Below are 23,904 nucleotides of genomic sequence, written 5' to 3' on the forward strand. Positions count from 1 at the left end.
TGTAATATATGGAGCAATTAAAAAAACAAGTTTGTGATTATATTGAGAGTCATGAAGAAGAGAGCGTAAAATTTTTAACACGATTAATTCAAGAAAAGAGCGTATCTGGTGATGAAAGTGGTGCGCAGGCAATTGTTATTGAAAAGTTGCGTGAGTTAGGTCTAGACCTTGATATTTGGGAGCCTGCTTTTAATGAAATGAAAGATCACCCTTATTTCGTATCACCTCGTACAAGTTTTACAGATAGCCCGAACATTGTAGCGACTTTAAAAGGAAGTGGCGAAGGGAAATCTATGATTTTGAACGGGCATATTGATGTCGTGCCAGAAGGGGATGTAAATCAGTGGGATCATCATCCATACAGTGGAGAGAAAATAGGAAACCGCATATATGGACGTGGAACAACAGATATGAAAGGCGGCAATGTCTCACTTATGCTTGCGATGGAAGCGATTGTTGAATCTGGTATTGAACTAAAAGGTGATATACATTTTCAAAGTGTAATAGAAGAAGAGAGCGGTGGGGCAGGAACATTAGCCGCTATTTTACGAGGATATAAGGCAGATGGCGTTATTATTCCTGAGCCGACGAATATGAAGTTTTTCCCGAAACAACAAGGGTCAATGTGGTTTCGTCTACATATAAAAGGCAAAGCAGCACACGGTGGTACACGTTATGAAGGAGTAAGTGCAATTGAAAAAAGTATGTTTGTTGTAGATCATTTGAGAAAATTAGAAGAGAAGAGAAACGGTCGAATTACAGATCCGTTATTTAAGGGGATTCCGATTCCAATTCCAATTAACGTTGGGAAAATTGAAGGGGGAAGCTGGCCAAGTTCTGTTCCCGATTCATTAATTTTAGAAGGAAGATGTGGTATTGCGCCGAATGAGACTATAGAGGCAGCAAAAGAAGAGTTTGAAGGCTGGATTGGTGAATTAAAAGAAGTGGATAGTTGGTTTATAAAAAATCCTGTAGAAGTAGAATGGTTTGGAGCGAGATGGGTTCCTGGTGAACTAGAAGAAAATCATCCACTTATTACAACGCTTCAACATAACTTTGTTGAAATCGAAGGGAACGAACCGATTATAGAAGCTTCGCCGTGGGGAACAGATGGAGGTTTGTTCACACAAATCGCTAACGTACCAACGATAGTATTTGGTCCAGGAGAGACGAAAGTAGCACATTATCCAAACGAATATATAGAAGTTGATAAAATGATTGCTGCCGCAAAAATAATTGCATGTACATTACTAGATTGGTGTGAGGTGAAGAAATGAAATACTATGAATCTTTTAGTGAACAGACAAAGCATTACACAGTAGAAGGGGTTTTAGATTATTTTAATAAACGTGTTAGAGTTGATCACTATACAGGAAATGTTGAAAGTATTATACAAACAATCGATGAATTAGCAGAGAAACATTCTTTCACTAAATGTATTATTAAAGGAAAGGGAGAGCATGTTTCAACATGGCTCTCTTTCGGTTTCTTACTGGAAGCAACGATACCTCATTATTTTCAAGGACACGATGCGCACTTCTTCGTGAAATATCATAATGATGAAAGACGAAATAGTATTCATTGGACTGAGGAAGATACCATTTTAAGTGGTGTAAAAGCAAAAGAAGTGAAAGGAAAAATAGTCCCAGAGGAATTTGTGTTAAGAAAAGCGACAGAAGAGGATGCGGAAGAATTAGCAATTGTCTTTGGAAAAGTATTTGAAGTTTATCCGACACCTTTAAATGATGCGAGTTATGTAAAGCAGACGATGAAGGAAGACGATACAATTTACTATGTTTATGAATTCGAGGGGAAAATTATTAGTACAGCATCTGCTGAAATGAACGTGAAAGAAGGTAATGCAGAATTAACGAATTGTGCTACATTACCTGAATATCGAAAACATGGTTTCATGAAAAGTCTGTTAATTAAATTGGAGGAAGAGCTCCAAGAAAAATCTATTTTTTGTTCTTATACAATTGCTCGCTCGCTATCTTTCGGTATGAATGCAGCCTTTCATCAATTAGGCTATACATATACGGGAAGGCTTGCGAATAATTGCTACATTTTTGATAAGTTGGAAGATATGAATATATGGGTGAAAGATTTATCCAGCTATTCGAAAGCAGTAAGACTCCCGCCTCAAAATTCGGCTGTAAAGCAAAGAAGTTAGGTGAGAGTCGGGTTAATAATCAGTGGGGATGAATAAAGCCCCACTGATTAAAGTTTCATTTAACCATAAATAAGCAATAGAAATATATATAAATTTCATCAAAATAATAGAACGGAATCGTCATGCTTATAATCGCACAGAGGGATGCCAAAAATTCGGCATGCATTTGCCAGATTTTCGGCAAGAGGGGGAATGACATTGCTAGCAGTTTCGACACAAGAAGTCATTGAAGCGATTTTGGGCAGTATTGATGAGGCTATACATGCAGTGGATGAAAATGGTATTACAATTTTTTATAATACAGTTGCTGCAAAACATGATGGATCGAAAATTGAGAATGTGCTAGGAAAACATTTATTAGAAGCATTCCCTTCATTATCTAGGGAAACGAGTACACTAATGAAAGTGTTACATACGAAAAAACCGATTGTACATCAAGTTCAGCATTATCAAAATTTAAATGGGGAAGACGTTTGTACGGTAAATACGACGCTACCTATTTTTATAGATGGAAATATTGCCGGTGCTGTTGAAATTGCGAAAGATTATACTACAATTCAAACGCTTACTGACACAATCGTAGATTTACAATCGAAAATAAAACGGTCGACTAGCAAAAAAATGGTAAAAAAGCATGTTGCATTCGAGACAATTGTAACAAATGATTCCCGCTTTAAACAGACGAAAGAGTTAGCTCAAAAAGTAGCCCCAACTGATGCAAATGTTTTAATATATGGTGAAACAGGAACAGGGAAAGAGCTATTTGTGCAAGCAATTCATGAAGCTTCTAAACGGAAAAACAAGCCATTTATTGCACAAAACTGCGCAGCTTTGCCAGAGTCGCTATTAGAAAGTTTATTGTTTGGAACTACAAAAGGAAGCTATACAGGGGCAATTGAACGAGCGGGATTATTTGAACTTGTAGATGGAGGAACATTGTTTTTAGATGAACTTAATTCAATGCCACTCGATTTACAAGCGAAGATGCTACGTGTATTAGAGGATGGAGTTATTCGTCGCATTGGTGATAATAAGACGAGAAAAGTAGATGTTCGCGTTATTACTGCAATGAATCAGCCTCCAGAAGTATGTTTAAGAGAAAATAAAATTCGCACTGATTTATACTATCGATTAAATGTGTTTTCATTATATATTCCGCCGCTTCGCGAAAGAACTGAGGATGTACTGTTATTAGCGTCTTACTTTTTGAAAGAATATAATAAAAGTTATAAAAAAGGTGTACTTCAAATTGATAAAGAGGCGAAAGAAAGATTACAAGCTTATCAATGGCCTGGAAATGTTCGTGAGTTAAAACATACGATTGAACATGCTGTCATTATTACGGAAGGGAATTCGTTAACAGCAAATTGCTTACCACGAACATTTCGGAAAGAGAAACTTCCGAAGAAGAAAAGTATATTACCACTTAGGGAAGCTCTTCATCAAACGGAAAAGGAATTAATTGATCAAGCATTAATTGAAACGGAAGGGAATATTTTGCAAGCAGCAAAAATGTTAGGTATTCCGCGTCAAACGCTTCAATATAAACTGAGCAAGTACGACAAAACCGCCGAATAATCGGCGGTTTTTGTGTGTTTGCACCAATAAAAGAGCGTTTACATATATAACGAGTAATGAATATGATAGTAAATATCGTCTTAGTACAGCACTTAAAAATATTTATTCTCTTATATAATAGGGTATTTCTCGCATTTACTTATCAAGTATATGAAGTTGGCATAATTATTGCTTATATAAAGGATGAGCGTATAAAAAGGGGGAATAGCAATGTTACATGATGTATACAAACCAAATCGTCACTGGAAGGATATTGAATTATGGAAAGATGTTACAGAAGAACAATGGAATGACTGGGTTTGGCAATTAACGAATACGATCAAAACTTTAGATGATTTAAAGAAAATAATTAACTTAACACCTGAAGAAGAAGAAGGTGTTAAAATTTCAACGAAGACGATCCCGTTAAACATTACACCGTACTATGCTTGGCTAATGAATCCTGATGACCCACGCTGTCCGATTCGGATGCAATCAGTACCGATTTCGGAAGAGTTATATAAAACAAAATATGATTTAGAAGATCCTCTTCATGAAGATGAAGATTCACCAGTTCCAGGATTAACGCATCGCTATCCAGACCGCGTACTATTTTTAGTAACGAATCAATGTTCTATGTATTGTCGTTACTGTACACGTCGTCGTTTTAGTGGACAAATTGGAATGGGCGTACCGAAAAAGCAATTAGATGATGCGATTGCTTATATTAGTGAAACACCACAAGTACGTGACGTTTTAATTTCTGGCGGTGATGGACTTCTAATTAATGATAAAATTTTAGAATATGTATTAAAGAATTTACGAGCAATCCCGCATGTCGAGATTATTCGTATCGGAACGAGAGCACCAGTTGTATTCCCGCAGCGTATTACAGAAAACCTGTGTAACATTATTAAAAAATACCATCCAGTATGGTTGAATACGCATTTTAACACTTCTATTGAGATTACAGAAGAATCGAAACTAGCATGTGAAATGCTTGCGAATGCAGGTGTTCCAATTGGAAACCAAGCTGTAATTTTAGCTGGAATTAATGACAGCGTTCCAATTATGAAAAAACTTATGCATGATTTAGTGAAAATTCGTGTTCGTCCATATTATATTTATCAATGTGATTTATCAGAAGGTATCGGTCATTTCCGTGCACCAGTTTCGAAAGGTCTTGAAATTATTGAAGGCTTACGTGGACATACATCTGGTTATGCAGTACCGACATTCGTTGTTGATGCACCGGGCGGAGGCGGAAAAATTGCGCTTCAGCCAAACTATTTAATTTCACAAAGTGCGGATAAAGTTGTTCTTCGTAACTTTGAAGGGGTTATTACAACGTATCCAGAACCAGAAAACTATATCCCAGGAAGAGCAGAAGGCTACTTTAAAGAAATTTATCCGACTTATGAAGAGAAACGTTCTGATATCGGCGTTGCAGGATTGATGAGTGATAGGAAATTTAATCTTGTTCCAGATGATTTACAACGTATGAATCGCCGTAAAGATTATGAAGTCAATGAAACGCATGCTTCTTTAAAAGATAAACGTGATAAGCGTGATCAATTAAAAGATAAAAAATATCAAGCACAAATGGCAAAGTTAGATGACGACAAAAAAAATGAGGGTGACGTAGTATGAATTGTATGTGGTGTGACAGTACAGAAGCGAAAGAAAGCTTGAATACTGTATATTGGGAATTACCAGATGGTACGAAAGCCATTGAAATCCAAGAGACACCATGTATTACTTGTTCCTCATGTGGAATGGACTATCAAGCAGACCATACTGTAAAAGAAATTGAAGATCAGTTGTTTTTAATTTATACGAAAGATTTGCCAAAACAACTAACATTCGAAGAGTTGATGGGAAGACCACGTTTATTAAAAAGGAATTATTTCGACTTTTAACCAGCTTTTATGCTGGTTTTTTTCTTTTTTGCCTTGTATAATGTACCCAAGTTAGAAAGGTAGGGAATATTTTTGAAAAAGACATTTTACCATTATATGATGAAGCACCGTGCAGCTTTATTTAAAAATGAAATATCAGATTTAGCAGAGGCGATGTATGATGATTTAAGTTTTCCGAAGCAATCTGAAGACTATGATGTAATTAGTTCATACTTAGAGTTAAGTGGAATGCTAGAAAGTATGTCTATATTTGATGATGCATGGGATTTATATATACAAGAGAGATAACGATATGAAGTTTTAGGAAAATGAAAACATAATGAATACATTACTTTGAAAGAAGTGAAGTATTCATTATGTTTTTTTATTTACAATACGTCTTGCTGTTAGAACATAAATGAAAAGTGCAAGCTAGTTTAAATACTAGTTTTTTTGAGTTATATACAAATTCTACTTTTTTATTGAAAAAATTTATGAATATAAGCTTCTGTGATAAGCGTTTTTATGTAGGTTGCATATACTGTTATCAAAATCACGACGTTTAAAAAAGGAGAGATATAGATGGCAAGGAAAAAACAACCTAAATATAACGTAGGGGACATAGTCGTGATTACGCTATATGGAACCGTTGGGAAAATTACAAATATGAAGATTTTAGATGGAGTTTACGTATACGAAGTAAATAATCACGATGGATTTTATGTAGAACAAACTTTGCAGCATGTTACAGAGCAAGAAATGAAAAAGGGCGACACAGAGTGGATTGAATTAAATTATAACTTTACGTTTGGTGATCTCGTGCAAGTAACTGGATATGATAAAGACGTTTTTCGTATTGTTGGTTTTCGTACAGAAGTATGGAGATATAAAAATGATGCATGGGAAGATACTATATATGAATTGTCACGAATTACTGATGGTGAATGGTTAGAAGCTGATGAATCTGATTTAACATTACTTGCCAATGCACAAACGGCAAATGCAATTTTGAAGAAAATGAAACAAGATAAAGCTGGTATGAATAAATTGGATTTAGGAAAATTGAAGTCAATTAACAATTCGAAAAAAGTAAGTGTGAAGACGAATCGCCAAGAAATTATTGATGGGTTATTAGATATTTATAATGATTATCATTTATTATTCGATACATTTAAAGATGAAGAATATAAAATTGTTATGGATGTTGTTCAAAATTATTTAGTTAAATTGACAGAGAAAAAATAGTTAACTAGAAAGAGAGAATAAATTGAACAACAACATATGCAGTATAAGGTATGCCTACAATTATTAAAAAAATAAAAAGCCATTTAATAAGAGAGTCTGCCCATTGATCTTCATGCATGAACTCTTCTTTTGTTTGCTCTACTTCGTATTGGTATTCCATTATTATTTTCCCCCTTTGGATAGCTTGTACTAACATCGTATGCCCTTTGTCTACATGATATGACTTATAAAAAAGAAAAAACTATTTTTCTAATCTCATATACATAATTTTGAGATTTTTTCATAAAACAGAAATAAAGGAGTGATGCTCATGAAGGAAATTGAAGTCGTAATTGACACGGAAGAGATTGCGGAGTTTTTTTATGAGCGACTAATTGAAAGAGGGTACGTTCCAAAAAGAGAAGAAATTGAGGACCTGGCAGATATTACATTTGAGTATTTATTAGAGAAATGCATGATTGATGAAGTTTTTGATGAAGAAGAAGATTGAAAGTAACGGCGGGCTTAACTCGTCGTTTTTTACTCTTTACAAACTTGTCACAAATATAGACAAGAATCGTTGGTATAATTAAAAGAAAATTTTATACAAGAGGTGAAGGGATGTTCAAAAAAATTATTGATTCTTTATTAGGAAAGAAAAAACATCGTTCGTATTCAAGTAGTGATTATCGTCATAGAGGGCGCTCGTATTCAAGTAGCGATAATAAACGACGTTCATCTGGTTATGGGCATCAGCATTATAAAAGAAAACGTAAAAGCCGTAGCTTCTTTTCAAGTAGCTGATGAAATGGCGTCGTATACTAGCTTTATTTGATAGACCACTGCGAAAAAATACAATCGTTGCAGAGCGTTATAAGATTGAATCAGTAATTGGAATGGGCAGTTATGGGGTTACATATGTCGTTAATGATTTACAAATAAATAAATATAAAGTCTTAAAACAATTAAGGCAAAGTAAACAAAGATATGAGTCTGGTAGAAAATCATTTGAGCAAGAGAAAGTGATTTTACAAACATTAAATCATGCGTCAATTCCTAATCTACATGATCATTTCATATGGGAGAAAAAGAACTTTTTTGTGATGGAGTATATGCCGGGGGAAAATTTCGAAGATCATATTTTCTTAGATGGGCAAGTATATGATGAACGTGAAGTTTTTGAAATTTTATATGAAGTACTAGGAATTGTTTCGTATTTTCATAGTAAAGGTATCATTCACCGAGATTTACGTATTCCAAACATATTAATGAAAGAAAATCAGATTAGTATTATTGATTTTGGATTGGCTAAATTGAAAGGTGAGGGTGATGAGCGAGCTATAACTTATGAAGGTGAACAAGCTTTGATGCGAGAAGATCATTTTCGTAGCGACTTTTATGCGCTCGGTCATTTCGTATTATTTTTATTGTATGCTGGTTATGAATCGACTGAAAAAAAGGAAAAACCTTGGTATGAAGAGTTAGTGCTGGAAGAATATAATCGCGACATGCTAATGCGAATGTTACAAATGAAAGCGCCATACTATGAAAATGTACAAGATTTGAAAAAAGATGTAGCTTACGCTTTAGAAAGGATGGAGACCCCATGTTTCAAAAGTTTTTAGCAAGCGTTGGAATTGGAAGTGCAAAAGTAGATACTGTTCTTGAAAGAGATGAGTATACAGTTGGAGAAGAGATAGTAGGGAAGGTTCATATAACTGGAGGTTCAGTTAGCCAAGAAATTGAAAGCATTTACTTAACGTTGTCGACGTCATATGTAAGAGAAGTGGATGATAAAAAAGTAACTGCATCGTATGATTTAGAGCGAGTTCGTTTAACAGATCCATTTTCTGTAGAGCCAAATGAAAAAGTGGAAATTCCATTTTCGTTTTTAATGCCAATTGAAGCACCACTAACACTTGGAATGAAAACGGTTTGGGTTCATACAGGTCTTGATATTAAACGTAGTATTGATCCAAGTGACCGTGATTATATTCAAGTATTGCCGAATGCGCTATTGAACAGTGTATTAAATAGTGTAAATCAATTAGGTTTTAAAGCGCGTCATATAGAATGCGAAGAATTACCGTATCGATTACGTAAGCAAGTTCCATTCGCGCAAGAATTTGAGTTTATTCCAGTTTCCGGAGAGTATTATGGGAAATTAGATGAATTAGAATTATTAATTTTGCCAAGTGCCCACGACCGATTAGAAATCATTATGGAAGTAGATAGAAAATCACGTGGATTGGCTGGTTTATTCGCAGAAGCGCTTGATCTTGATGAGAAGGTTATTCGCTTTACAGTAACAAACGAAGATATTCCAAGGATGCAGCAAAAAATTAACAATAATATTTTTTAATAAACTATGCATAAAAAAGAAATGGAGAGGAAAACTAAAACAACCGCTCCATTTTTTTGCATAGTGAGGTTATGTATGTGAAACGATACCGACATTTATACTTGTTAAGTTGTACACTACTCATTTGTTTTGTCGCACTATCACTTTCGTATCATACCGCTTGTATTGAAAAATTTGATAATGTAGTCGCACACTTTATTCAAAGTTTCCGAAACGATTATTTGACAACCTATTTTACTTGGGTATCCTTTATCGGTTCAAAAAGAATATATTTCCCGTTACTCATTATACTTGTAATGTATTTTCTTCTTAGAAAAAAAATATTAAGTGCATTACTTCTAACAATTAATTATTACGGATCACGTTATTTGAACAGTATGCTCAAACTATGGTACGAACGAGCAAGACCTGATGTGACGCAGCTTGTTACAGCAACTGGATATAGCTTTCCGAGCGGTCATACGATGAACGCTACTGCTTTTTTAGGATTTATTGCATACGTCACAATTACAGAAGATCGTATTTCATTGCATAAAAAGTTGCTGATTATTTTTATAGCAAGCTTCGTTGTATTATCTATTTCAGTTAGCCGAATTTATCTTGGCGTGCACTATCCATCTGACATATTAGCTGGATGGGCAGCTGGCGGTAGCTGGCTCGTTTTATGTGTTATATTTCATAAGGCGTTCATTAAAAAAGAACCTATGTCATAATAGGTTCTTTTTGCATGGGCTCCACATGAATATGAGCATGGTAAATTCCGAATTTCTTTCGAAGCATATCTTCAATATTGTCAGTAATACAATGGCTTTCGCTAACATCCATTCGAGCATCTACTTCAATTGTAATATCTACATACGTTTGATTCCCATACATACGAGCGCGAATATCTACAATATGTTCTACACCTGAAATATGCTCGATAGCATCAGCATATTCATCCATTTTCTCAGGATCGATTCCATCCGTTAGCATATGAGAAGCTTCTACGAAAATTTCCCATGCAGTCTTACAAATAATAAGACCGACAATTAAAGCAGCAATAGGGTCTAAAATAGGCATTTTGAACTGTGATCCGACAATACCTATTACTGTACCAATACTTACGAGAGCATCTGATAAATTATCTTTTGCAGCGGCTTCTAACGACTTACTCTTTGTTTGAATCGCAATCTTTTTCGTATACTTATATACGAAATACATTACGACGGCAGAAAATAAAGCAACCCACGCAGCGAGTACATTAGGCGCTGCTTGTTTCGGACTTAAAAACGATTGAATTGCACTAATCACAACTTCTAATCCGACTGTTGCCATAATAAAGGAAGCAACAAGTGATGCGATTTGTTCTGCGCGCGAATGCCCATATGGATGATCTGGGTCACGAGGCTTACGAGAAATTTTTAGGCCAATTAATATTGCTAAAGAAGCACCAATATCCGTTAAGTTATTCAAACCATCAGCACGTAATGCGCTAGAGAGGGTAATATAACTGATGATGATTTTCAAAGAGGATAAAAATATGTAGGCTATAATGCTGACAATAGCACCTTTATCAGCTTCTTTATGAGAAAGAGAATCCATTTTAATCACTCGCCTTTCTACAGGGAATTTCTTTCTATACATAGAGTATCAAACGAAACTCGTGTGGGTCTATACAAACATTGTTGACGTTTTATAGCTTTTTAAGAAGGGGATAACAAAGTTTCGTTAAGGAAAAATATGTTGAAAAGTACAAAGTGGAAATTTATTAAACAATTAATGATGATTATGGCAAATGGAAAGAGGGCGAGAATAATGATTCTCAAAATTTTTTTCATATATATTTTTCACAAAATGACTCTTTGTAATTCCTCGTGTGAGTAATATATAAGAAATGATAACAAAATTCTTCAATAAGAAGAGGAGAAAGCATTATAATATTCACTTTCCGGAAAGAGACAAAGGCAAAGACCAATTTGAAAACGAAAAAAACCTCTGATGATTTTTCAGAGGTTTTTCGTTTCTTAGTATGCTTCTAAAAACTCAGTAACTTGCTCTTCCGTTTTTGCATTTGCACTATGTAAGTGACCTAACTTTTCGCCATTTTGATATACAAGTAGGCTTGGAATACCCATTACTTGATACTCTTCAGCAATACTTGGGAACTCATCTTTATTAATAGAATACCATTCAAACTTATTGAACTCTTCCATTACATCTCCGATAAAGTTGTCCATACGCACGCAATCTGGGCACCATGTAGTAAAGAACTTAACAACTACTGGCTCCTCGCTTGCGATGATGTCTTTGAATTCCTTGTCAGACTTGATTTCTCTCATGTTTTGTTGCTCCTTTTTCACTTATAATATTTGGGGTTATTTAGGCGGTGTTTTTGCCTGAAAACGAAAACTTCTAACGAAAGTTTTTCTTTCCGAATAATTCGTTTGCAAATTGATCCACCGCAGTTTCCTGAAGTCCTGGTACAACATGTGAGTAGGTTCCAGTGTGATACCTACTCTTTTATGTCCTAATCGTTCACTTACAATCTTCGGATGTACGCCTTAGATCCTGGAAACGAATATTAGGAACTTCACTTTTCTTTATAAGCTTTTTCATGAGCTGTGTCAAACTTCTGAAACGGCAGACCAAATCGCAGTCATTATAGCCTTCACCATATCGCTCTTTTTCCTCAGAGATTTTTTGCAGATGGTCATTTAGTGCCATTAAAGTAATGTCAGGCAAAATCAGCAATCTCTTTCCTGAAGAGGCTTTTAGTTCATGGAATCCCTTTGTAATGTGAGAGAGGGAACGGTTAACAGATAACGTTCGTCTCTCAAAATCAATATCTTTCCATTGTAGACCTAAGATTTCACCTTTACGCATTCCACATGTAATAGCAAGAAGATAAGCGATATAATAACGGTTTTCTTTTGCATGTTCTAAAAAACAAAGAACTTCTTCATCAATTAAAAAACTAGGGGGTTAACGCTGATTTAGTGGAAAGAGCTCATTATATCACTCTTTCGGAGGAGGTGAGTTAGGATGCGGAAATGGTTAAAGAAACTATTTTCGAAAAAAAACGCCCACCCTGCATTGTTTGTGAGGAACAAGAAGGTGAGCTTCAATTAAACGAAACTGATTGGATTTGTGAAAATTGTGCCCAAATTATGCATGAACAAGGTATTGAAAGAGATGAATAGTACCCTTTACATCTTATTCCATATATAACAAAGCTGGTTAGCTTCTGATTCAAGTGCTATTAAATGATCATTATGAATAGAGTTATTCGTATACATTCGGTTCTTTTGGATGTTAAGAACCGTATAATTCACATCGTTATGTTCACTTGAAAATGTTGATTCGTTTAATAATGTCAGCGTTGAGTTGATGTTGTATTTATCAATTCGCTCTTTTTTTCCTTTGAAAAACAGTTTGATAAGATGCGGCTCATCATTAATGAGCAAACCGAGTTCAGGTGATGAGCGGACGATTAAACCATCTGATATCCAATGTGATTTACCTGGATCGAACCAAGAGACGTCTTTGTTTTTAATAAATTTTTTGTACTGCTTTATAACATCAATGTAGTTTTGCTTTTTCTTCTGATCAACCGTTTGTACTAATGTTTCAAAACATTCAAAAGGTAGTTCGTTTTGATGAAATTTAATAACAGTCTCTCGTAATTGTTTCCAGTAATCAAAGACTGGTTGGTATTCAGGTTGAGATTTTAGATTTTTTACAAAGTTTGTTTTAGCTGCACTACTTTTCAGTGTGAAGTCTAGAAATTGTGTAAGTCCTACTTTAATTTCTGCCATATTACACCCCCTTTTCAAACATTACTAATTCGATAATGGAAAGGAAAATCCTGCATTTTTCAAGGAGGTGAGCTAGATGCTAGAAAACCAGATGTCCATGCACAATGGCTATGGTAAAGCTGATCCACAGGAGCAAGAAGGTATCATGACAACGTCTATCGATGCCGAAAAGTTACAAGATGCCATCAGTCGAGCGGTAATGATTTCACAGGAATATCCAGAAGGCGCGGAACCTGAGGGTGTGAATGGGAGCATTAATGAAGCGTTGGAATTGTTACAAAAGTATTTGGGGCAATAAAAAGGACTCACGGCAATGAGTCCTCATAAAAAAATATATGTTGGTATCAGTATAATATGGAAGGTGAGTGAATAGAACATGCAAGTAAAAGTATTGGTTAACACACTAAACATGGACCACGCTCAGTGGTTGCAAGCTATTGGTGGCTCAGATGTTTCTGCAATCGCAGGTTTAAATTAATGAAAATCAGCAGTTCAAGTATTCTTTGAAAAAACACAAGCGATTGAAAAGGAAGATTTACAAAGTGAATCGGCATATTTCGGAAACGTTTTGGAAGAGGTAGTTGCAAAAGAATTTTCCAAGCGTACGAATTTAAAGGTACAACGCAGAAATGCAATCCTGCAGCATCCTGAATACCCGTGGATGATTGCAAATGTAGACCGATTGATTGTCGGTGAGAAGATTGGCCTTGAATGCAAATCACCGTCTGAATATTTTGAAAAAAGCGAGGATCAAAAGAAGGAAGGTGAGCAAAAACGCTATTTGAATAAAAGCTAGTGAACTAGTTTTTAACACTCACTGAAATTAAGAATCATAACATACTTTGTAATAACTTATATGGAAGTGAGTTGAATAATAATGTTTTATTCATATTTTGATACCCGAGATAGAATGCGTCCGTATGGTACGGCGGGTATTACGTATAGCGGAGCACAAAGTACAATTCAAGCTGTTCAACAAGCGTTACAAGCACAGCAGCAAATGCAACAAATACAGCAAGGAATACAACCGTACTATTCATCTATGGAGTATTATTACCCAATGCATCATATTACACCATACGGAATTTCTGTTTCAACAATTCCATATGGAACTGTATACAATTTATAAAAATATATGGGGGAATAAATTTGAGTATTTATTATATTAGGGCGCAAGTACAGAGCGTCCTTATAAGAAATGATTCGTATCTAGGGAACAATTATAAAATTTTAGATATTGGAATGAGAATGTTACAACCTCATGAGTTATATGCAGTGTAAGGATTCCCAAGCAACTACATTATTGATCATGATTTTTACGGGAAGCCTTATCCGAAAACAGAACAAGTTGCCAGATGCGGAAACGCGGTACCCCCACCATTTGCTGAACAATTAGTCAGAGAAAACTTACCAGAAATGAGCGTAGCGGAGGGGGGATAATAAATTCAAGAGGGCAGCAGTAATGTAGGGTGTTATAAAACGAGAACATCCTAGGCCAGGGAATGCATCATTAAAGATACTACTTTAGTAATATAATTGGTGACGCATTCCTAACATTAAGCCTTGTTACACTTGCTATTCTATCTGCCCACCATGGATTCCTGAGAAAGTGCCAAGGCACCTAGGATTGTAGCTAAATGGAATAGCATAAGCATCATCTCCGTTACAAGTTTTTTCTTAACTAAGAAGTTAAGTACTTCAGAAATGGAGCAGGAAAGTGTGCCGCATACAAGATGCCAACAAACCATCCTTTACTACCCAGCCACACTGGTAAGTCGGTCAGGAATGATTGAATCGAACAATCAACAGTTAAAACCAATAGTTTATTAGATTTGAATACACGTGTCAAATTAATCCATTGTATAGCCCGAACGGAGGATTTTTTTCTGAAAATCCGAGTTGATGAAACTAGATAATTTGTATTACTCATATAACCGGAATATTATATGAGTGCTTTCTTTTTAAAAGTTATACTTTCTCTTCGCTTTGCCTTATGGTGGAGCATTTTTATTTTTTGTAATAGCAACAACTTGTCCAATTTTTTCAAGTTTAGCATACATAGTATGCAGTAATAGAGTAGAAAGGAGCGCTATATATGTCTTGTTATTACTACTGTAAGAATTGTGAGAGTTACCAAAAGAAAAATCATGATTGCTGTAAAAAAAGAAGTGAGTATTATAATAAGTGCGGTAAAAGATGTGATGACTGTTCTTGCGATCATAAGGAGAATAACCTTGTAAGAGCATCTGCCTTTAGAGCTGTAAATACAGTTAATCAAAACCTTTCAGCCAATACTTTTGTTAAAGTATTATTTCAAAATGAACAATTTGATTTATCGAACGAATATAACCCAGCAACATCAGATTTTACTCCGAAGACTAGAGGCGTTTATTCCGTAATTGGAACGATTGGTTTCTTTCCAAACGATACAAATTTAAACTATAGAGCACGTGTAGAGGTTCGAGTGAATGGAAATGCGGCAATTGCTATTGATAACGACTTTTTTGGTCCAATAAATTTCGGTAATGTTGTAAGTGTTTCAACAATACTTCAATTACATGCAGGTGATATTGTCGAGATTTTTGCGCAAAGTAGTATAGATGGGGTTATTAGTAGTACAGAAGATGGTTCTCATTTTGAGGCTGCAAGATTCCCATCTCCAATTGTATAAATATTAAAAAGGAAAAAATTTTATTAACTCTGCTTTTCGGTGGAGTTTTTTTAATTTCATAATAGCAATAGCTCGTCCAAACTTTTTAAATTTATTTTGCATAGTATACAACAATAGATTTAGAAAGGGGATGTAAATATGTCTTATTATTATTGTAAGCATTGCAATGGCTATAAAAAGACACAGCATACTTGTTGTAAGAAGTGCACAGATTATTACGATAAGTGTTGTGATAATGAGAAAGATAAGCTTGTAAGGGCATCTGCTTTTAGAGCTGTTAGTACAGTAGATCAAAATGTCACTGCAAATACTTTTGTTAAAGTATTATTCCCAAATGAACAGTTTGATTTAGCGAATGAATATAATCCAGTAACATCAGAGTTTATTCCGAAGACTAGAGGAGTTTATTCTATTATTGGTACAATCAGCTTTGCACCTAATGATAGTAATACGAATTATAGAGCGCGTGTAGAAATTCGGGTAAATGATAATCCAGCTATAGCGATAGATAATGATTTTTTTGGTCCACCCAATTTTGCAAATGTCGTAGCTGTTTCAACAATACTTCAATTACATGCAGGAGATGTAGTTGAAATTTTTGCTGAGAGTGATGTAGATGGACTGATTATACAAAATGATCCAGGATTTATTAGTACGCATTTTGAAGCTGCAAGATTCCCATCTCCAATAAAATAAAAGACATGTTTGTGATTTATGGACTATTTTTAAAAAAAGGCTCTACCTTATGGTAGGGCCTTTTAGTTTAAGTTATTTAGACGGTAATATATTAAAATAAGTTCATAAATACTTGATAAGCAACACCTAGAGTTAATACGATAGCTAACAGTTTTGCTACCCATCTCGGTGCATTTAAATTTAGTAAAAGGGAATGACATATACTAAATGTAATGCAGAGTGTTAAAAGAATTGCGATAAGATATAAAATTAATAGGAAAAAAGGTTGCTCTATGGAGCCGAAGTCAATTTTGGATGGATTCATGTAATATGTCCCTCGTTTTTTATTGATATATTAATATAATAATGAAAAATACAAGAAATTGGAAGAGTAATGTAATAAATACTATAAAAGTAAATTTAAAGTTATGGATGGAGTAGATCAAATAATCTTTGAAAAGACTATTCAAAGCCATCATTTGTTTAAGGTTGATATACAAGAACGAATGTTCTTGATATACTGAAAAATAAAAAAGGTGCGTTTACATGACAAATTTTAGTAATATAATTGAAAAAATAGATGAAATGATTTACAAACCTAATAATCTATTAATTACTAAACGAAAAGAAGAAAAGCAAAATTCAGAATATGCAGGAGGGGTATTCCAGCTAAATGATAGAAGCATCCGATTTAGGGTATCAAAAATTACGCCTAATAAGATTGGACAATTTGTTTCTTTTTGGGAGAAGAATGCCTCCATGAGCAATCAGGCATTTTCTTATGATTCGGCTCCTAACCTTTTAGTTATCACTTGTATAGCGGATAATAAACTAGGACAATTTATTTTTCCAAAAGAGATTCTTCTAAAAGAAAAAATATTAAAAACTCAAAACCAAAAAGGGAAAATGGCTATGAGGGTTTACCCTATTTGGGATAAACCTGTTAGTAAGCAAGCTAAGAAGAGTCAACTGTGGCAACTTCATTATTTTGTCGATTTAAGTGATACTGAAAATGTAGCTACAGATAAATTATTAAACTTATATTCATAGTGCATAATAAGAAAAAATTTGAAATATTCAATGTTTATTTAGGTGGATATTTGGAAATGTTAACAAGATAATCCGTTAAGTAAAGAATAAAAAAAGAGCATACAAATAAAGTATGCTCAAAAAAAGATAGGTTTTATGAGTGGAGAATCTCCATACGATAATATATGCTCATTTCATTAATATGTGTAAAATATCAACAAAATATCAATAGAATATCAATTAATGAGTTATTTTAGTTTTTTAATGAAGTCATGTTTTTGTGAAATGAAAAAGAGCCGTTTCTTTTGAAAGATGCGGCTCTTTTTACTATTTTGTTATCGTACTGTTCGAAATGATAAACCATAAAATTATACGATTAACAATTTGATAATGATCGGACTTCAGTTATATATTTCTTAAAGTCTGGATATTGAGATACAGTTTGGCAGGTAGGGGTGAGTAGTTGATTAATTAAAGATACATTTGTAATTACTTCGTTACAAGGACCGTAGAATGTAACTTTTAGCTTTGAATTCGGGGGAACTTTGAATACGATAGGGATTTTTCTCATTAAATAAACTCCTTACATAACAGGGGTTATATGTTTATTTCCTTTTAATTAGGAAGACATATTAATATAATATGTAATTTTTATTGTAGTTGATTATTACATATACTGTATGAGTTGATGTGATTTCTAGTACGTATCAAAATAGTGTTGTAAAAAAATATATATCATGTTTATAAAAAGCTTAAAAACAGACTAATCCGAGGGAATAAGCGGTAAGTAACTTGTCTCTATATAATAAATTGTAAAAAGGCAGCTTTTTTTAGCTGCCTTTTTACAGGGAGATTGAAAAAATCTTGGAGGTCATTCATGAGTATAAGCAAAAATTGCTTATATATAGTATGTACATTATTTGTGATTTTATCCCAATATTTAGTGTGAAATAAACGTAAGTCTATCGTTTACAAATGTAAAAAAGAAGAACTTGTTTATTATGGATAAAAAGAAATTATTTAGTTTTAAAAAATGATGAAAATATATTTATTTGTCTTATAGAAGCTTGCTATTAGGCATATGGGTCTAGCAATAATACAAGCTTTGAATAAGATAATAAAAAGGAGTTGATTAGTAATGGGCTATATTGTAGATATTTCGAAATGGAATGGAAATATTAATTGGGATATTGCAGCGTCTCAGCTAGATTTAGTTATTGCTAGAGTTCAAGATGGTTCAAATACGGTCGATTTTATGTATCAAAGTTATGTAAAAGAAATGAAGAAACGTAGTATTCCATTTGGGAATTATGCATTTTGCCGTTTTATATCTATTTCAGATGCAAAAAAAGAAGCGCAAGATTTTTGGAATCGTGGTGATAAAACCGCTAAATTTTGGGTGGCAGATGTAGAAGTTCAAACAATGGTAGATATGGAAGGCGGGACTCAAGCATTTATTGATGAATTACGCCGATTAGGTGCAAAAAAAATTGGTTTATACGTAGGACATCACACGTATGTATCATTTGGAGCGCGCAATATTGATGCTGATTTTATTTGGATTCCTCGTTACGGTGGGAATAAACCAGCATATCCTTGTGACATTTGGCAATATACTGATTCAGGAAATGTTTCTGGTATTGGAAAATGTGATTTGAATCAATTGATTGGGAATAAAGATCTTTCTTGGTTTATAGGTTCAAATCAAACAAATCAATCTAGTATTGGAGATAGTAAGCAACCAAATGGAATTGGTATTGCAGTTTCAAGATATAATGATGGATACGGCATTAATTTATATGAAAATCCTGCGAACCCACAGTTTACAGGAAGGATTACGAAAAAAATCCCATATTTAATCTATAAAGGTTATTGGGGAGGTGGCGAAAAAGATATGATTTGTTTAGGTAGTGAACAACAATGGGCTAAGTTAGAGCATTTTAATGTGCAATGGTTTTATGCATATTCAAAATACACACCTGGATATGAAATTAGAACGCATGATGGACCAAACGGGAATGATACAGGTGCGGTTGATGGGAAGGTCCCTTATCGTATTTGGAATCGTCAAGATGGCTATGTAGATATAGGTGGGAACAAATGGATCAAAGAAGAACATGTACAGATTAAATGATGTTAAAAAGTCGGCTTCATGCCGGCTTTTGTATTTAATAAAGCTTGTCTCTGACATGAAGAGAAATACTTGCGGAAAACACATTAATTTCACAATAGCGCTGTATAGTTCCTAATATACATTTATCAAAGTGAGGTATTTGAATTGAAAAAGAAAAAACTATTTATGGGAACTATTATTACATGTGTGGCGCTAACATTGTCTGCGTGTGGTTCCTCAGAAAATGTTGCAACATCAAAAGTAGGAAACGTGACAGAGAAAGAGTTAAGTAAAGAATTAAGGCAAACATATGGAAAAAGTACTTTATCTCAAATGATGTTAAATAAGGCATTGCTAGATAAATATGAAGTTTCAGATGAAGAAGCTAAAAAACAAGTAGAAGCAGCGAAGGAACAAATGGGTGACAAGTTTAAAGTTGCTTTAGAGCAAGTAGGATTAAAAAATGAAGATGAATTAAAAGAGAGAATGAAGCCAGAAATTGCACTTGAGAAAGCGATTAGAGCGACTGTCACAGATAAAGATGTGAAAGATAACCATAAACCAGAAATGAAGGTAAGTCACATTTTAGTGAAAGATGAAAAAACTGCGAAAGAAGTAAAGGAGAAAATAAATAATGGTGAAGATTTTACTGCTTTAGCGAAACAATATTCGGAAGATACTGGTTCAAAGGAACAGGGCGGAGAAATAGCTGGTTTTGCTCCTGGTCAAACTGTGAAAGAATTTGAGGAAGCTGCGTATAAATTAGATGCAGGACAAGTAAGTGAGCCAATAAAAACATCTTTTGGTTATCATATTATAAAAGTGACGGATAAAAAAGAATTGAAACCATTTGATGAAGTGAAAGATTCGATTCGAAAAGATTTAGAACAACAAAGACTACAAGATGCGACAGGTAAATGGAAACAACAAGTAATCAATGATCTATTGAAAGAAGCGGATATTAAAGTAACAGATAATGAATTTAAAGATACATTTAAATTCTTAGATGAGAAGTAAAGTTTAGAAGAAAAACAGAGATTTAGCATAGTGCTATATTTCTGTTTTTTAATTTTCAATAGAAAAGGGAACTCATATAGAGTTCCCTTTTCTCGTTAGTGTGTGAGTTATAAATAGATAGTAAGACAATACAATATTACATTTAAATATTAAGAATTACAATAGAAAATTTTGGTGTAAATAAAAAGGAATAAGTAATTACTTTGCAAAATGTTGAAATGATAATGTTTTAGTTAATTAAGTTTGTTAAATATAAACTAAATATATTTTCTTAGAAATTGAATAGAGGACATAATTTAAAGCATGGTACATATCATATTTATTGGAGTATAAACTAACTTTATAGGAAGTGAAATGTTGAACATTTATTACAAAAGGATGTTCTTAATGATGATATGAATTATTTATTAAAATAGGATGAATATTTTTATATTTACTAGATTATTAAATTAACTTGGGGGAGAATATATGAAAGTTATTTTTAAGAGAGAAGGCGGAGGGAAAATTTTTGAATCATCTAATGAAAATATAAGCGTTCTATTAGCTGTATTAAAGGAAACAAAAGGGATAAAGATTGGGATGGTTGAGTATGAAGTATTAGAATATAAACTGGAATACTATCGAAATCCGAAAAAAACAGAAACAGAGAGAGAATTACATATTATTATGCAACCTAAACTTATTCAATAAAGAAAGTGAAATATTAATCAATTTGAGTTTTGTTCGTTTTCACTGATTATTAGCCCGCAAATAGCGGGATAAATGGTAGTAATTGTCGATATGTATGAAACTTATGAGGAATGAATGGTTTTACATCATAAGTTTCTAAAGATTTGTGCGTTCGTTCATAATCAAAGTATATGCTTTTGTTGAAGGATGGTTAATGAATTGAAAAACTAAAAACTTCTTTTATCTATGCAGGAAATGAATGTATAAATGAATAAATGTATTTATGAAGTGCTTTGTTGAATAATATTGGAGGAGTTAAAAATGAGTTTAGCAAGTTATATAGGTTGTAATATAGAAGTTCCGCTAACCCCTGAAGATTCCGATGCGCTAATAATAATTGGACCGTGTTTTTCAGATGAAAGTTTACTTGAAATCGTAAAAGAGTATCAATTTCAAACGAATTACATTTATGAAGTATCATCAGGATGGGGAATTGAACTAGTTGAGTGGCAAAGCTTAAAAGAGAAGGAAGAAGCTCAAAATAAACTTTTAACTTTATGCTCAATTATGGAAGGGTATTTAAAAGAAGGGGAATACTTTGAATTATTTAGTTGTTGGATTGGTGATGAAGATCAGGAAAAAGTTGGGGAATTAAACTTGAAAATAAATCAATTTGATATAGCTGAAATTTGTATTCCAGAAAGAACGTTAGTTAGGATAGAAAAGTATAATTAGTTCAATAAAAGCGATTTCACATTAGGTGGAGTCGCTTTTATTGTTGCTACACGTATTCTATGATGCGATAGGAAGTGCAAAGAAAGTTCATTAATTAAAAGGAGTAATCAATCAGTATGAATAAACTTCATAGATTTAGGTTGCATTTTGTTTGGAAAATTTACATGTTGTACTTCCGAAAGAACATTCGTTCGTGTATAATTAGAACTAACGTTCTTTTTGGGTGGAGAGTCCTACAAATTCCTAAATAGTTTTGAATTGGAAAGCTACGCTACATATTAAATAAGAGATGGATAAAGTGTATTTAGAAGTGAAATTTATGAATGGATAGATATAGAAAATTGAGGAGTAAAGAAAATGAATTATGTAAAGATACAGGAAAAAGGAAGAGAGTGGGTTCCGTTTACAGTAATGTCGGAACAATTATTAAGTATGAAAAAAATTATTGGAGAGAAATTAAAAGTCCAAAGACCGCTAATAACGAATGAAGCGAAAGAAAGCATTTCAGATAAATTATTAACTTCATTATTGTCTGAAGAAGAGATATTAGTGACATATTTTGAAGAAGGATACATACTTACGAGTTATATGACAGTGGTTCATATAAATCCAATTCAACAAATTGTAAAATGTACAGATGCATTTTATAAAACATATATATTTTCTGCAAGGGACATAATTGATGTAACCTAAAAGAAGCTGAATTTTGAAGTTTAGCTTCTTTAATTTATCCAGCTATTTACGGACAGACAGATTCACACCTCAAAATTCGGCTGTGAGTCAGGCTACCTGTAAAAACCTAATTTTTTGAAGAGGTGAAGAACTAAATGAAAAAGCAGCTAGATGCAAGCTAGCTGCTTAGTCCCAGGGAAAGGGAGAAAAAGATTGGCACTCAAAAAATCGACGATAGCTGTGTATCAGCCTGAGTATAGTATAGACAAATTTTAAAATGTTATACAAAGATGATTACCGATCTGGTTAGGCCGTACCAACTTGGTTTTGATCTGCTAGATCAGAATCAAATGTATTAGTCGCGCTAACCCCACTAAAAGTGTTCACTACGAAACCAACGTTAGATGCGCCAGATCCGTTATAAGCTTTCGTATTCTCTTTTGGAGAGACGTTGTAGAAATCACCTAAGTTGAAAGATCCGTTACTATTTTGTACAACTAAATTCCCCACAACTGAGGGCATAATTTTCACCTACTTTATAAGTAATTGTTTGCACTACTATATGAAGGTATAGTCTAATTGGTTCATTTGACAAATATTTCGGAATAGAAAAATGTTTGAAGCTTTGTTTAATCAATCAAGCAAAAAGTATGTTAAAATTAACGAAGAGTTGAATTTTAACAAGAATAAATTTGCATAATTAATATATACGGAATTAAAGGAGGCAAAATGTAATGGATAATGTTATAAAAACAGTGGATTTAACAGATGCAGAATCAAGTAAACTTGTTGCTTTTATTTATAGTAATGATGTTACTTTGATCGAAAAAGCATTTTGTCCTAATGAAATAAAATTAAAGTTTAATGAAATAGCAATTTTATCGGCAATTAAAACCGCATATATTATGAAAGTATCTATAAGGAAAGAACTTGAAGCGATTTTTCACGATACAGGCGTTTTATTAGTGAAGCAAAATGTTGAAAGGAATAGTATTCAATCTATAACAATGCATTTTGAGCAATTTAAAAAGTTGCAAAATGAGATTGAGAATTTAAATAAAAGTATGTTATAAGACTAGGTGGAAATTTATTGATAGAGGTGGGCTCTGTTAAGTTGAAAAAGTGGATTGAAAAGTATTTGGATAAATCGAACCGTAAACATAAATATACTTTCATTAAGATGTAGCCTATATTTATCGATGAGAGAAATGTAGGAGAGAAAAGGTACAATTTAAAAATAATAACGATACAAACAAAAGAGTAACTATTATGGTTACTCTTTTTGTTTGTTAATATGTAATATCAAAAATAC

The 23,904-nt window shown here is 33.5% G+C and carries 31 protein-coding genes and 4 pseudogenes; 26 read left to right on the forward strand and 9 right to left on the reverse strand.

Annotation, left to right across the window (positions count from 1 at the left end; translation table 11 throughout):
- Nucleotides 1–8: 8 nt before the first annotated feature.
- From EXW56_RS11020 to EXW56_RS11050, 7 genes are all read left to right on the forward strand, one after another.
- Complete coding sequence (locus tag EXW56_RS11020; protein ID WP_215558429.1) at nt 9–1,277, forward strand: peptidase; 1,269 nt, start codon at nt 9–11, stop codon at nt 1,275–1,277.
- Nucleotides 1,274–2,173: a putative beta-lysine N-acetyltransferase gene (gene ablB / locus EXW56_RS11025; RefSeq protein WP_215597470.1), complete on the forward strand. Its 900-nt coding sequence runs from the start codon at nt 1,274–1,276 to the stop codon at nt 2,171–2,173. Before EXW56_RS11020 ends, ablB begins: the two co-directional genes overlap by 4 nt.
- Nucleotides 2,174–2,365: 192 nt before the next feature.
- Nucleotides 2,366–3,751, forward strand: coding sequence for an arginine utilization transcriptional regulator RocR (gene rocR / locus EXW56_RS11030; RefSeq protein WP_215597471.1), 1,386 nt, complete (start codon nt 2,366–2,368; stop codon nt 3,749–3,751).
- A gap of 210 nt (nt 3,752–3,961) precedes the next feature.
- Nucleotides 3,962–5,380: a lysine 2,3-aminomutase gene (gene ablA, locus EXW56_RS11035; RefSeq protein ID WP_002148177.1), complete on the forward strand. Its 1,419-nt coding sequence runs from the start codon at nt 3,962–3,964 to the stop codon at nt 5,378–5,380.
- A complete protein-coding gene (locus EXW56_RS11040) occupies nt 5,377–5,649 on the forward strand; it encodes a YokU family protein (RefSeq protein WP_002202113.1) in 273 nt (90 codons plus the stop codon). The genes ablA and EXW56_RS11040 overlap by 4 nt, the downstream gene beginning before the upstream one ends.
- Before the next feature lie 72 nt (nt 5,650–5,721).
- Complete coding sequence (locus EXW56_RS11045; RefSeq protein ID WP_002085796.1) at nt 5,722–5,937, forward strand: YozE family protein; 216 nt, start codon at nt 5,722–5,724, stop codon at nt 5,935–5,937.
- Between the two features lie 273 nt (nt 5,938–6,210).
- Nucleotides 6,211–6,873: a hypothetical protein gene (locus tag EXW56_RS11050; protein WP_002119090.1), complete on the forward strand. Its 663-nt coding sequence runs from the start codon at nt 6,211–6,213 to the stop codon at nt 6,871–6,873.
- A 4-nt stretch (nt 6,874–6,877) separates the two neighbouring features.
- Here the strand turns inward: EXW56_RS11050 and EXW56_RS11055 are convergent, their stop codons facing one another.
- Nucleotides 6,878–7,033 (reverse strand): DUF3930 family protein, encoded by a 156-nt coding sequence (locus EXW56_RS11055; protein WP_002018281.1) that lies wholly within the window; start codon nt 7,031–7,033, stop codon nt 6,878–6,880.
- Nucleotides 7,034–7,183: 150 nt separating this feature from the next.
- Here EXW56_RS11055 and EXW56_RS11060 point away from each other — a divergent pair, with 150 nt between their 5' ends.
- From EXW56_RS11060 to EXW56_RS11080, 5 genes are all read left to right on the forward strand, one after another.
- A complete protein-coding gene (locus tag EXW56_RS11060; RefSeq protein WP_002012644.1) occupies nt 7,184–7,363 on the forward strand; it encodes a YozD family protein in 180 nt (59 codons plus the stop codon).
- A gap of 110 nt (nt 7,364–7,473) precedes the next feature.
- Nucleotides 7,474–7,656, forward strand: coding sequence for a hypothetical protein (locus EXW56_RS11065; protein ID WP_002141661.1), 183 nt, complete (start codon nt 7,474–7,476; stop codon nt 7,654–7,656).
- Entirely contained in the window at nt 7,656–8,477 is an 822-nt protein-coding gene (locus tag EXW56_RS11070) for a serine/threonine protein kinase (protein ID WP_215597472.1), read from the forward strand. Before EXW56_RS11065 ends, EXW56_RS11070 begins: the two co-directional genes overlap by 1 nt.
- A complete protein-coding gene (locus EXW56_RS11075; protein ID WP_002200603.1) occupies nt 8,459–9,214 on the forward strand; it encodes a sporulation protein in 756 nt (251 codons plus the stop codon). Before EXW56_RS11070 ends, EXW56_RS11075 begins: the two co-directional genes overlap by 19 nt.
- 77 nt (nt 9,215–9,291) lie before the next feature.
- Nucleotides 9,292–9,927 carry a phosphatase PAP2 family protein gene (locus tag EXW56_RS11080; RefSeq protein WP_002148169.1) on the forward strand — a complete coding sequence of 212 codons (636 nt, stop codon included), beginning with the start codon at nt 9,292–9,294 and terminating at the stop codon, nt 9,925–9,927.
- On the opposite strand, the gene EXW56_RS11085 is transcribed toward EXW56_RS11080, so the two are convergent.
- The 4 genes and pseudogenes from EXW56_RS11085 to EXW56_RS28090 form a co-directional block, all read right to left on the reverse strand.
- The gene (locus tag EXW56_RS11085; RefSeq protein WP_002200602.1) at nt 9,917–10,798 is read right to left on the reverse strand and encodes a cation diffusion facilitator family transporter; all 882 of its coding nucleotides are present in this window, start codon (nt 10,796–10,798) and stop codon (nt 9,917–9,919) included. The two genes, EXW56_RS11080 and EXW56_RS11085, sit on opposite strands and share 11 nt — an antisense overlap.
- 422 nt (nt 10,799–11,220) lie before the next feature.
- The gene (locus EXW56_RS11090; RefSeq protein ID WP_001206934.1) at nt 11,221–11,535 is read right to left on the reverse strand and encodes a thioredoxin family protein; all 315 of its coding nucleotides are present in this window, start codon (nt 11,533–11,535) and stop codon (nt 11,221–11,223) included.
- A gap of 73 nt (nt 11,536–11,608) precedes the next feature.
- Nucleotides 11,609–11,920, reverse strand: a pseudogene (locus EXW56_RS27945) (site-specific integrase).
- Between the two features lie 111 nt (nt 11,921–12,031).
- Nucleotides 12,032–12,163: pseudogene (locus EXW56_RS28090) on the reverse strand (site-specific integrase); the annotation flags it as partial.
- Between the two features lie 83 nt (nt 12,164–12,246).
- Here EXW56_RS28090 and EXW56_RS11100 point away from each other — a divergent pair.
- Nucleotides 12,247–12,396 carry a hypothetical protein gene (locus EXW56_RS11100; protein ID WP_215597593.1) on the forward strand — a complete coding sequence of 50 codons (150 nt, stop codon included), beginning with the start codon at nt 12,247–12,249 and terminating at the stop codon, nt 12,394–12,396.
- A 6-nt stretch (nt 12,397–12,402) separates the two neighbouring features.
- Here the strand turns inward: EXW56_RS11100 and EXW56_RS11105 are convergent, their stop codons facing one another.
- Nucleotides 12,403–13,011, reverse strand: a complete 609-nt coding sequence (locus EXW56_RS11105) for a hypothetical protein (RefSeq protein ID WP_215597473.1) — start codon at nt 13,009–13,011, stop codon at nt 12,403–12,405.
- A 76-nt stretch (nt 13,012–13,087) separates the two neighbouring features.
- On the opposite strand from EXW56_RS11105, the gene EXW56_RS11110 reads away from it, so the two are divergent.
- From EXW56_RS11110 to EXW56_RS11130, 6 genes and pseudogenes are all read left to right on the forward strand, one after another.
- Nucleotides 13,088–13,309, forward strand: a complete 222-nt coding sequence (locus EXW56_RS11110; RefSeq protein ID WP_002148161.1) for a hypothetical protein — start codon at nt 13,088–13,090, stop codon at nt 13,307–13,309.
- 78 nt (nt 13,310–13,387) lie between these two features.
- Nucleotides 13,388–13,768 (forward strand): annotated as a pseudogene (locus tag EXW56_RS11115) (lambda-exonuclease family protein); the annotation flags it as partial.
- 120 nt (nt 13,769–13,888) lie between these two features.
- Complete coding sequence (locus tag EXW56_RS11120; protein WP_002136277.1) at nt 13,889–14,140, forward strand: DUF3947 family protein; 252 nt, start codon at nt 13,889–13,891, stop codon at nt 14,138–14,140.
- A gap of 83 nt (nt 14,141–14,223) precedes the next feature.
- A pseudogene (locus EXW56_RS27590) lies at nt 14,224–14,451 on the forward strand (DNA cytosine methyltransferase); the annotation flags it as partial.
- A gap of 655 nt (nt 14,452–15,106) precedes the next feature.
- On the forward strand, nt 15,107–15,682 hold the full coding sequence (locus EXW56_RS11125; protein ID WP_215597474.1) for a C1q-like domain-containing protein: 576 nt from the start codon (nt 15,107–15,109) through the stop codon (nt 15,680–15,682).
- A 138-nt stretch (nt 15,683–15,820) separates the two neighbouring features.
- Entirely contained in the window at nt 15,821–16,378 is a 558-nt protein-coding gene (locus EXW56_RS11130) for a complement C1q domain-containing protein (protein ID WP_002200597.1), read from the forward strand.
- 91 nt (nt 16,379–16,469) lie between these two features.
- Here EXW56_RS11130 and EXW56_RS11135 read toward each other — a convergent pair whose 3' ends face one another.
- The gene (locus tag EXW56_RS11135; RefSeq protein WP_002200596.1) at nt 16,470–16,682 is read right to left on the reverse strand and encodes a hypothetical protein; all 213 of its coding nucleotides are present in this window, start codon (nt 16,680–16,682) and stop codon (nt 16,470–16,472) included.
- A 221-nt stretch (nt 16,683–16,903) separates the two neighbouring features.
- On the opposite strand from EXW56_RS11135, the gene EXW56_RS11140 reads away from it, so the two are divergent.
- Nucleotides 16,904–17,407 carry a MepB family protein gene (locus EXW56_RS11140; protein ID WP_002200595.1) on the forward strand — a complete coding sequence of 168 codons (504 nt, stop codon included), beginning with the start codon at nt 16,904–16,906 and terminating at the stop codon, nt 17,405–17,407.
- A 355-nt stretch (nt 17,408–17,762) separates the two neighbouring features.
- Here the strand turns inward: EXW56_RS11140 and EXW56_RS11145 are convergent, their stop codons facing one another.
- Nucleotides 17,763–17,957: a hypothetical protein gene (locus tag EXW56_RS11145; protein ID WP_002200594.1), complete on the reverse strand. Its 195-nt coding sequence runs from the start codon at nt 17,955–17,957 to the stop codon at nt 17,763–17,765.
- Nucleotides 17,958–18,524: 567 nt separating this feature from the next.
- On the opposite strand from EXW56_RS11145, the gene EXW56_RS11150 reads away from it, so the two are divergent.
- The 5 genes from EXW56_RS11150 (at nt 18,525) to EXW56_RS11170 (ending at nt 22,613) form a co-directional block, all read left to right on the forward strand.
- On the forward strand, nt 18,525–19,520 hold the full coding sequence (locus EXW56_RS11150; protein WP_002200593.1) for a glycoside hydrolase family 25 protein: 996 nt from the start codon (nt 18,525–18,527) through the stop codon (nt 19,518–19,520).
- A 144-nt stretch (nt 19,521–19,664) separates the two neighbouring features.
- Entirely contained in the window at nt 19,665–20,516 is an 852-nt protein-coding gene (locus tag EXW56_RS11155) for a peptidylprolyl isomerase PrsA (RefSeq protein WP_002200592.1), read from the forward strand.
- A 468-nt stretch (nt 20,517–20,984) separates the two neighbouring features.
- On the forward strand, nt 20,985–21,206 hold the full coding sequence (locus EXW56_RS11160; protein WP_002157948.1) for a hypothetical protein: 222 nt from the start codon (nt 20,985–20,987) through the stop codon (nt 21,204–21,206).
- A gap of 300 nt (nt 21,207–21,506) precedes the next feature.
- Nucleotides 21,507–21,920, forward strand: a complete 414-nt coding sequence (locus EXW56_RS11165) for a KH domain-containing protein (RefSeq protein ID WP_199660234.1) — start codon at nt 21,507–21,509, stop codon at nt 21,918–21,920.
- A 357-nt stretch (nt 21,921–22,277) separates the two neighbouring features.
- Entirely contained in the window at nt 22,278–22,613 is a 336-nt protein-coding gene (locus EXW56_RS11170; RefSeq protein WP_199660232.1) for a YolD-like family protein, read from the forward strand.
- 285 nt (nt 22,614–22,898) lie between these two features.
- On the opposite strand, the gene gerPF is transcribed toward EXW56_RS11170, so the two are convergent.
- Nucleotides 22,899–23,114, reverse strand: coding sequence for a spore germination protein GerPF (gerPF, locus tag EXW56_RS11175; RefSeq protein ID WP_001141569.1), 216 nt, complete (start codon nt 23,112–23,114; stop codon nt 22,899–22,901).
- Between the two features lie 212 nt (nt 23,115–23,326).
- Between gerPF and EXW56_RS11180 the strand changes: the two genes are divergently transcribed.
- A complete protein-coding gene (locus EXW56_RS11180; protein WP_215558433.1) occupies nt 23,327–23,665 on the forward strand; it encodes a hypothetical protein in 339 nt (112 codons plus the stop codon).
- The last annotated feature ends 239 nt before the right edge of the window (nt 23,666–23,904 follow it).

Source organism: Bacillus mycoides (assembly GCF_018742245.1).
Lineage (GTDB): Bacteria > Bacillota > Bacilli > Bacillales > Bacillaceae_G > Bacillus_A > Bacillus_A cereus_U.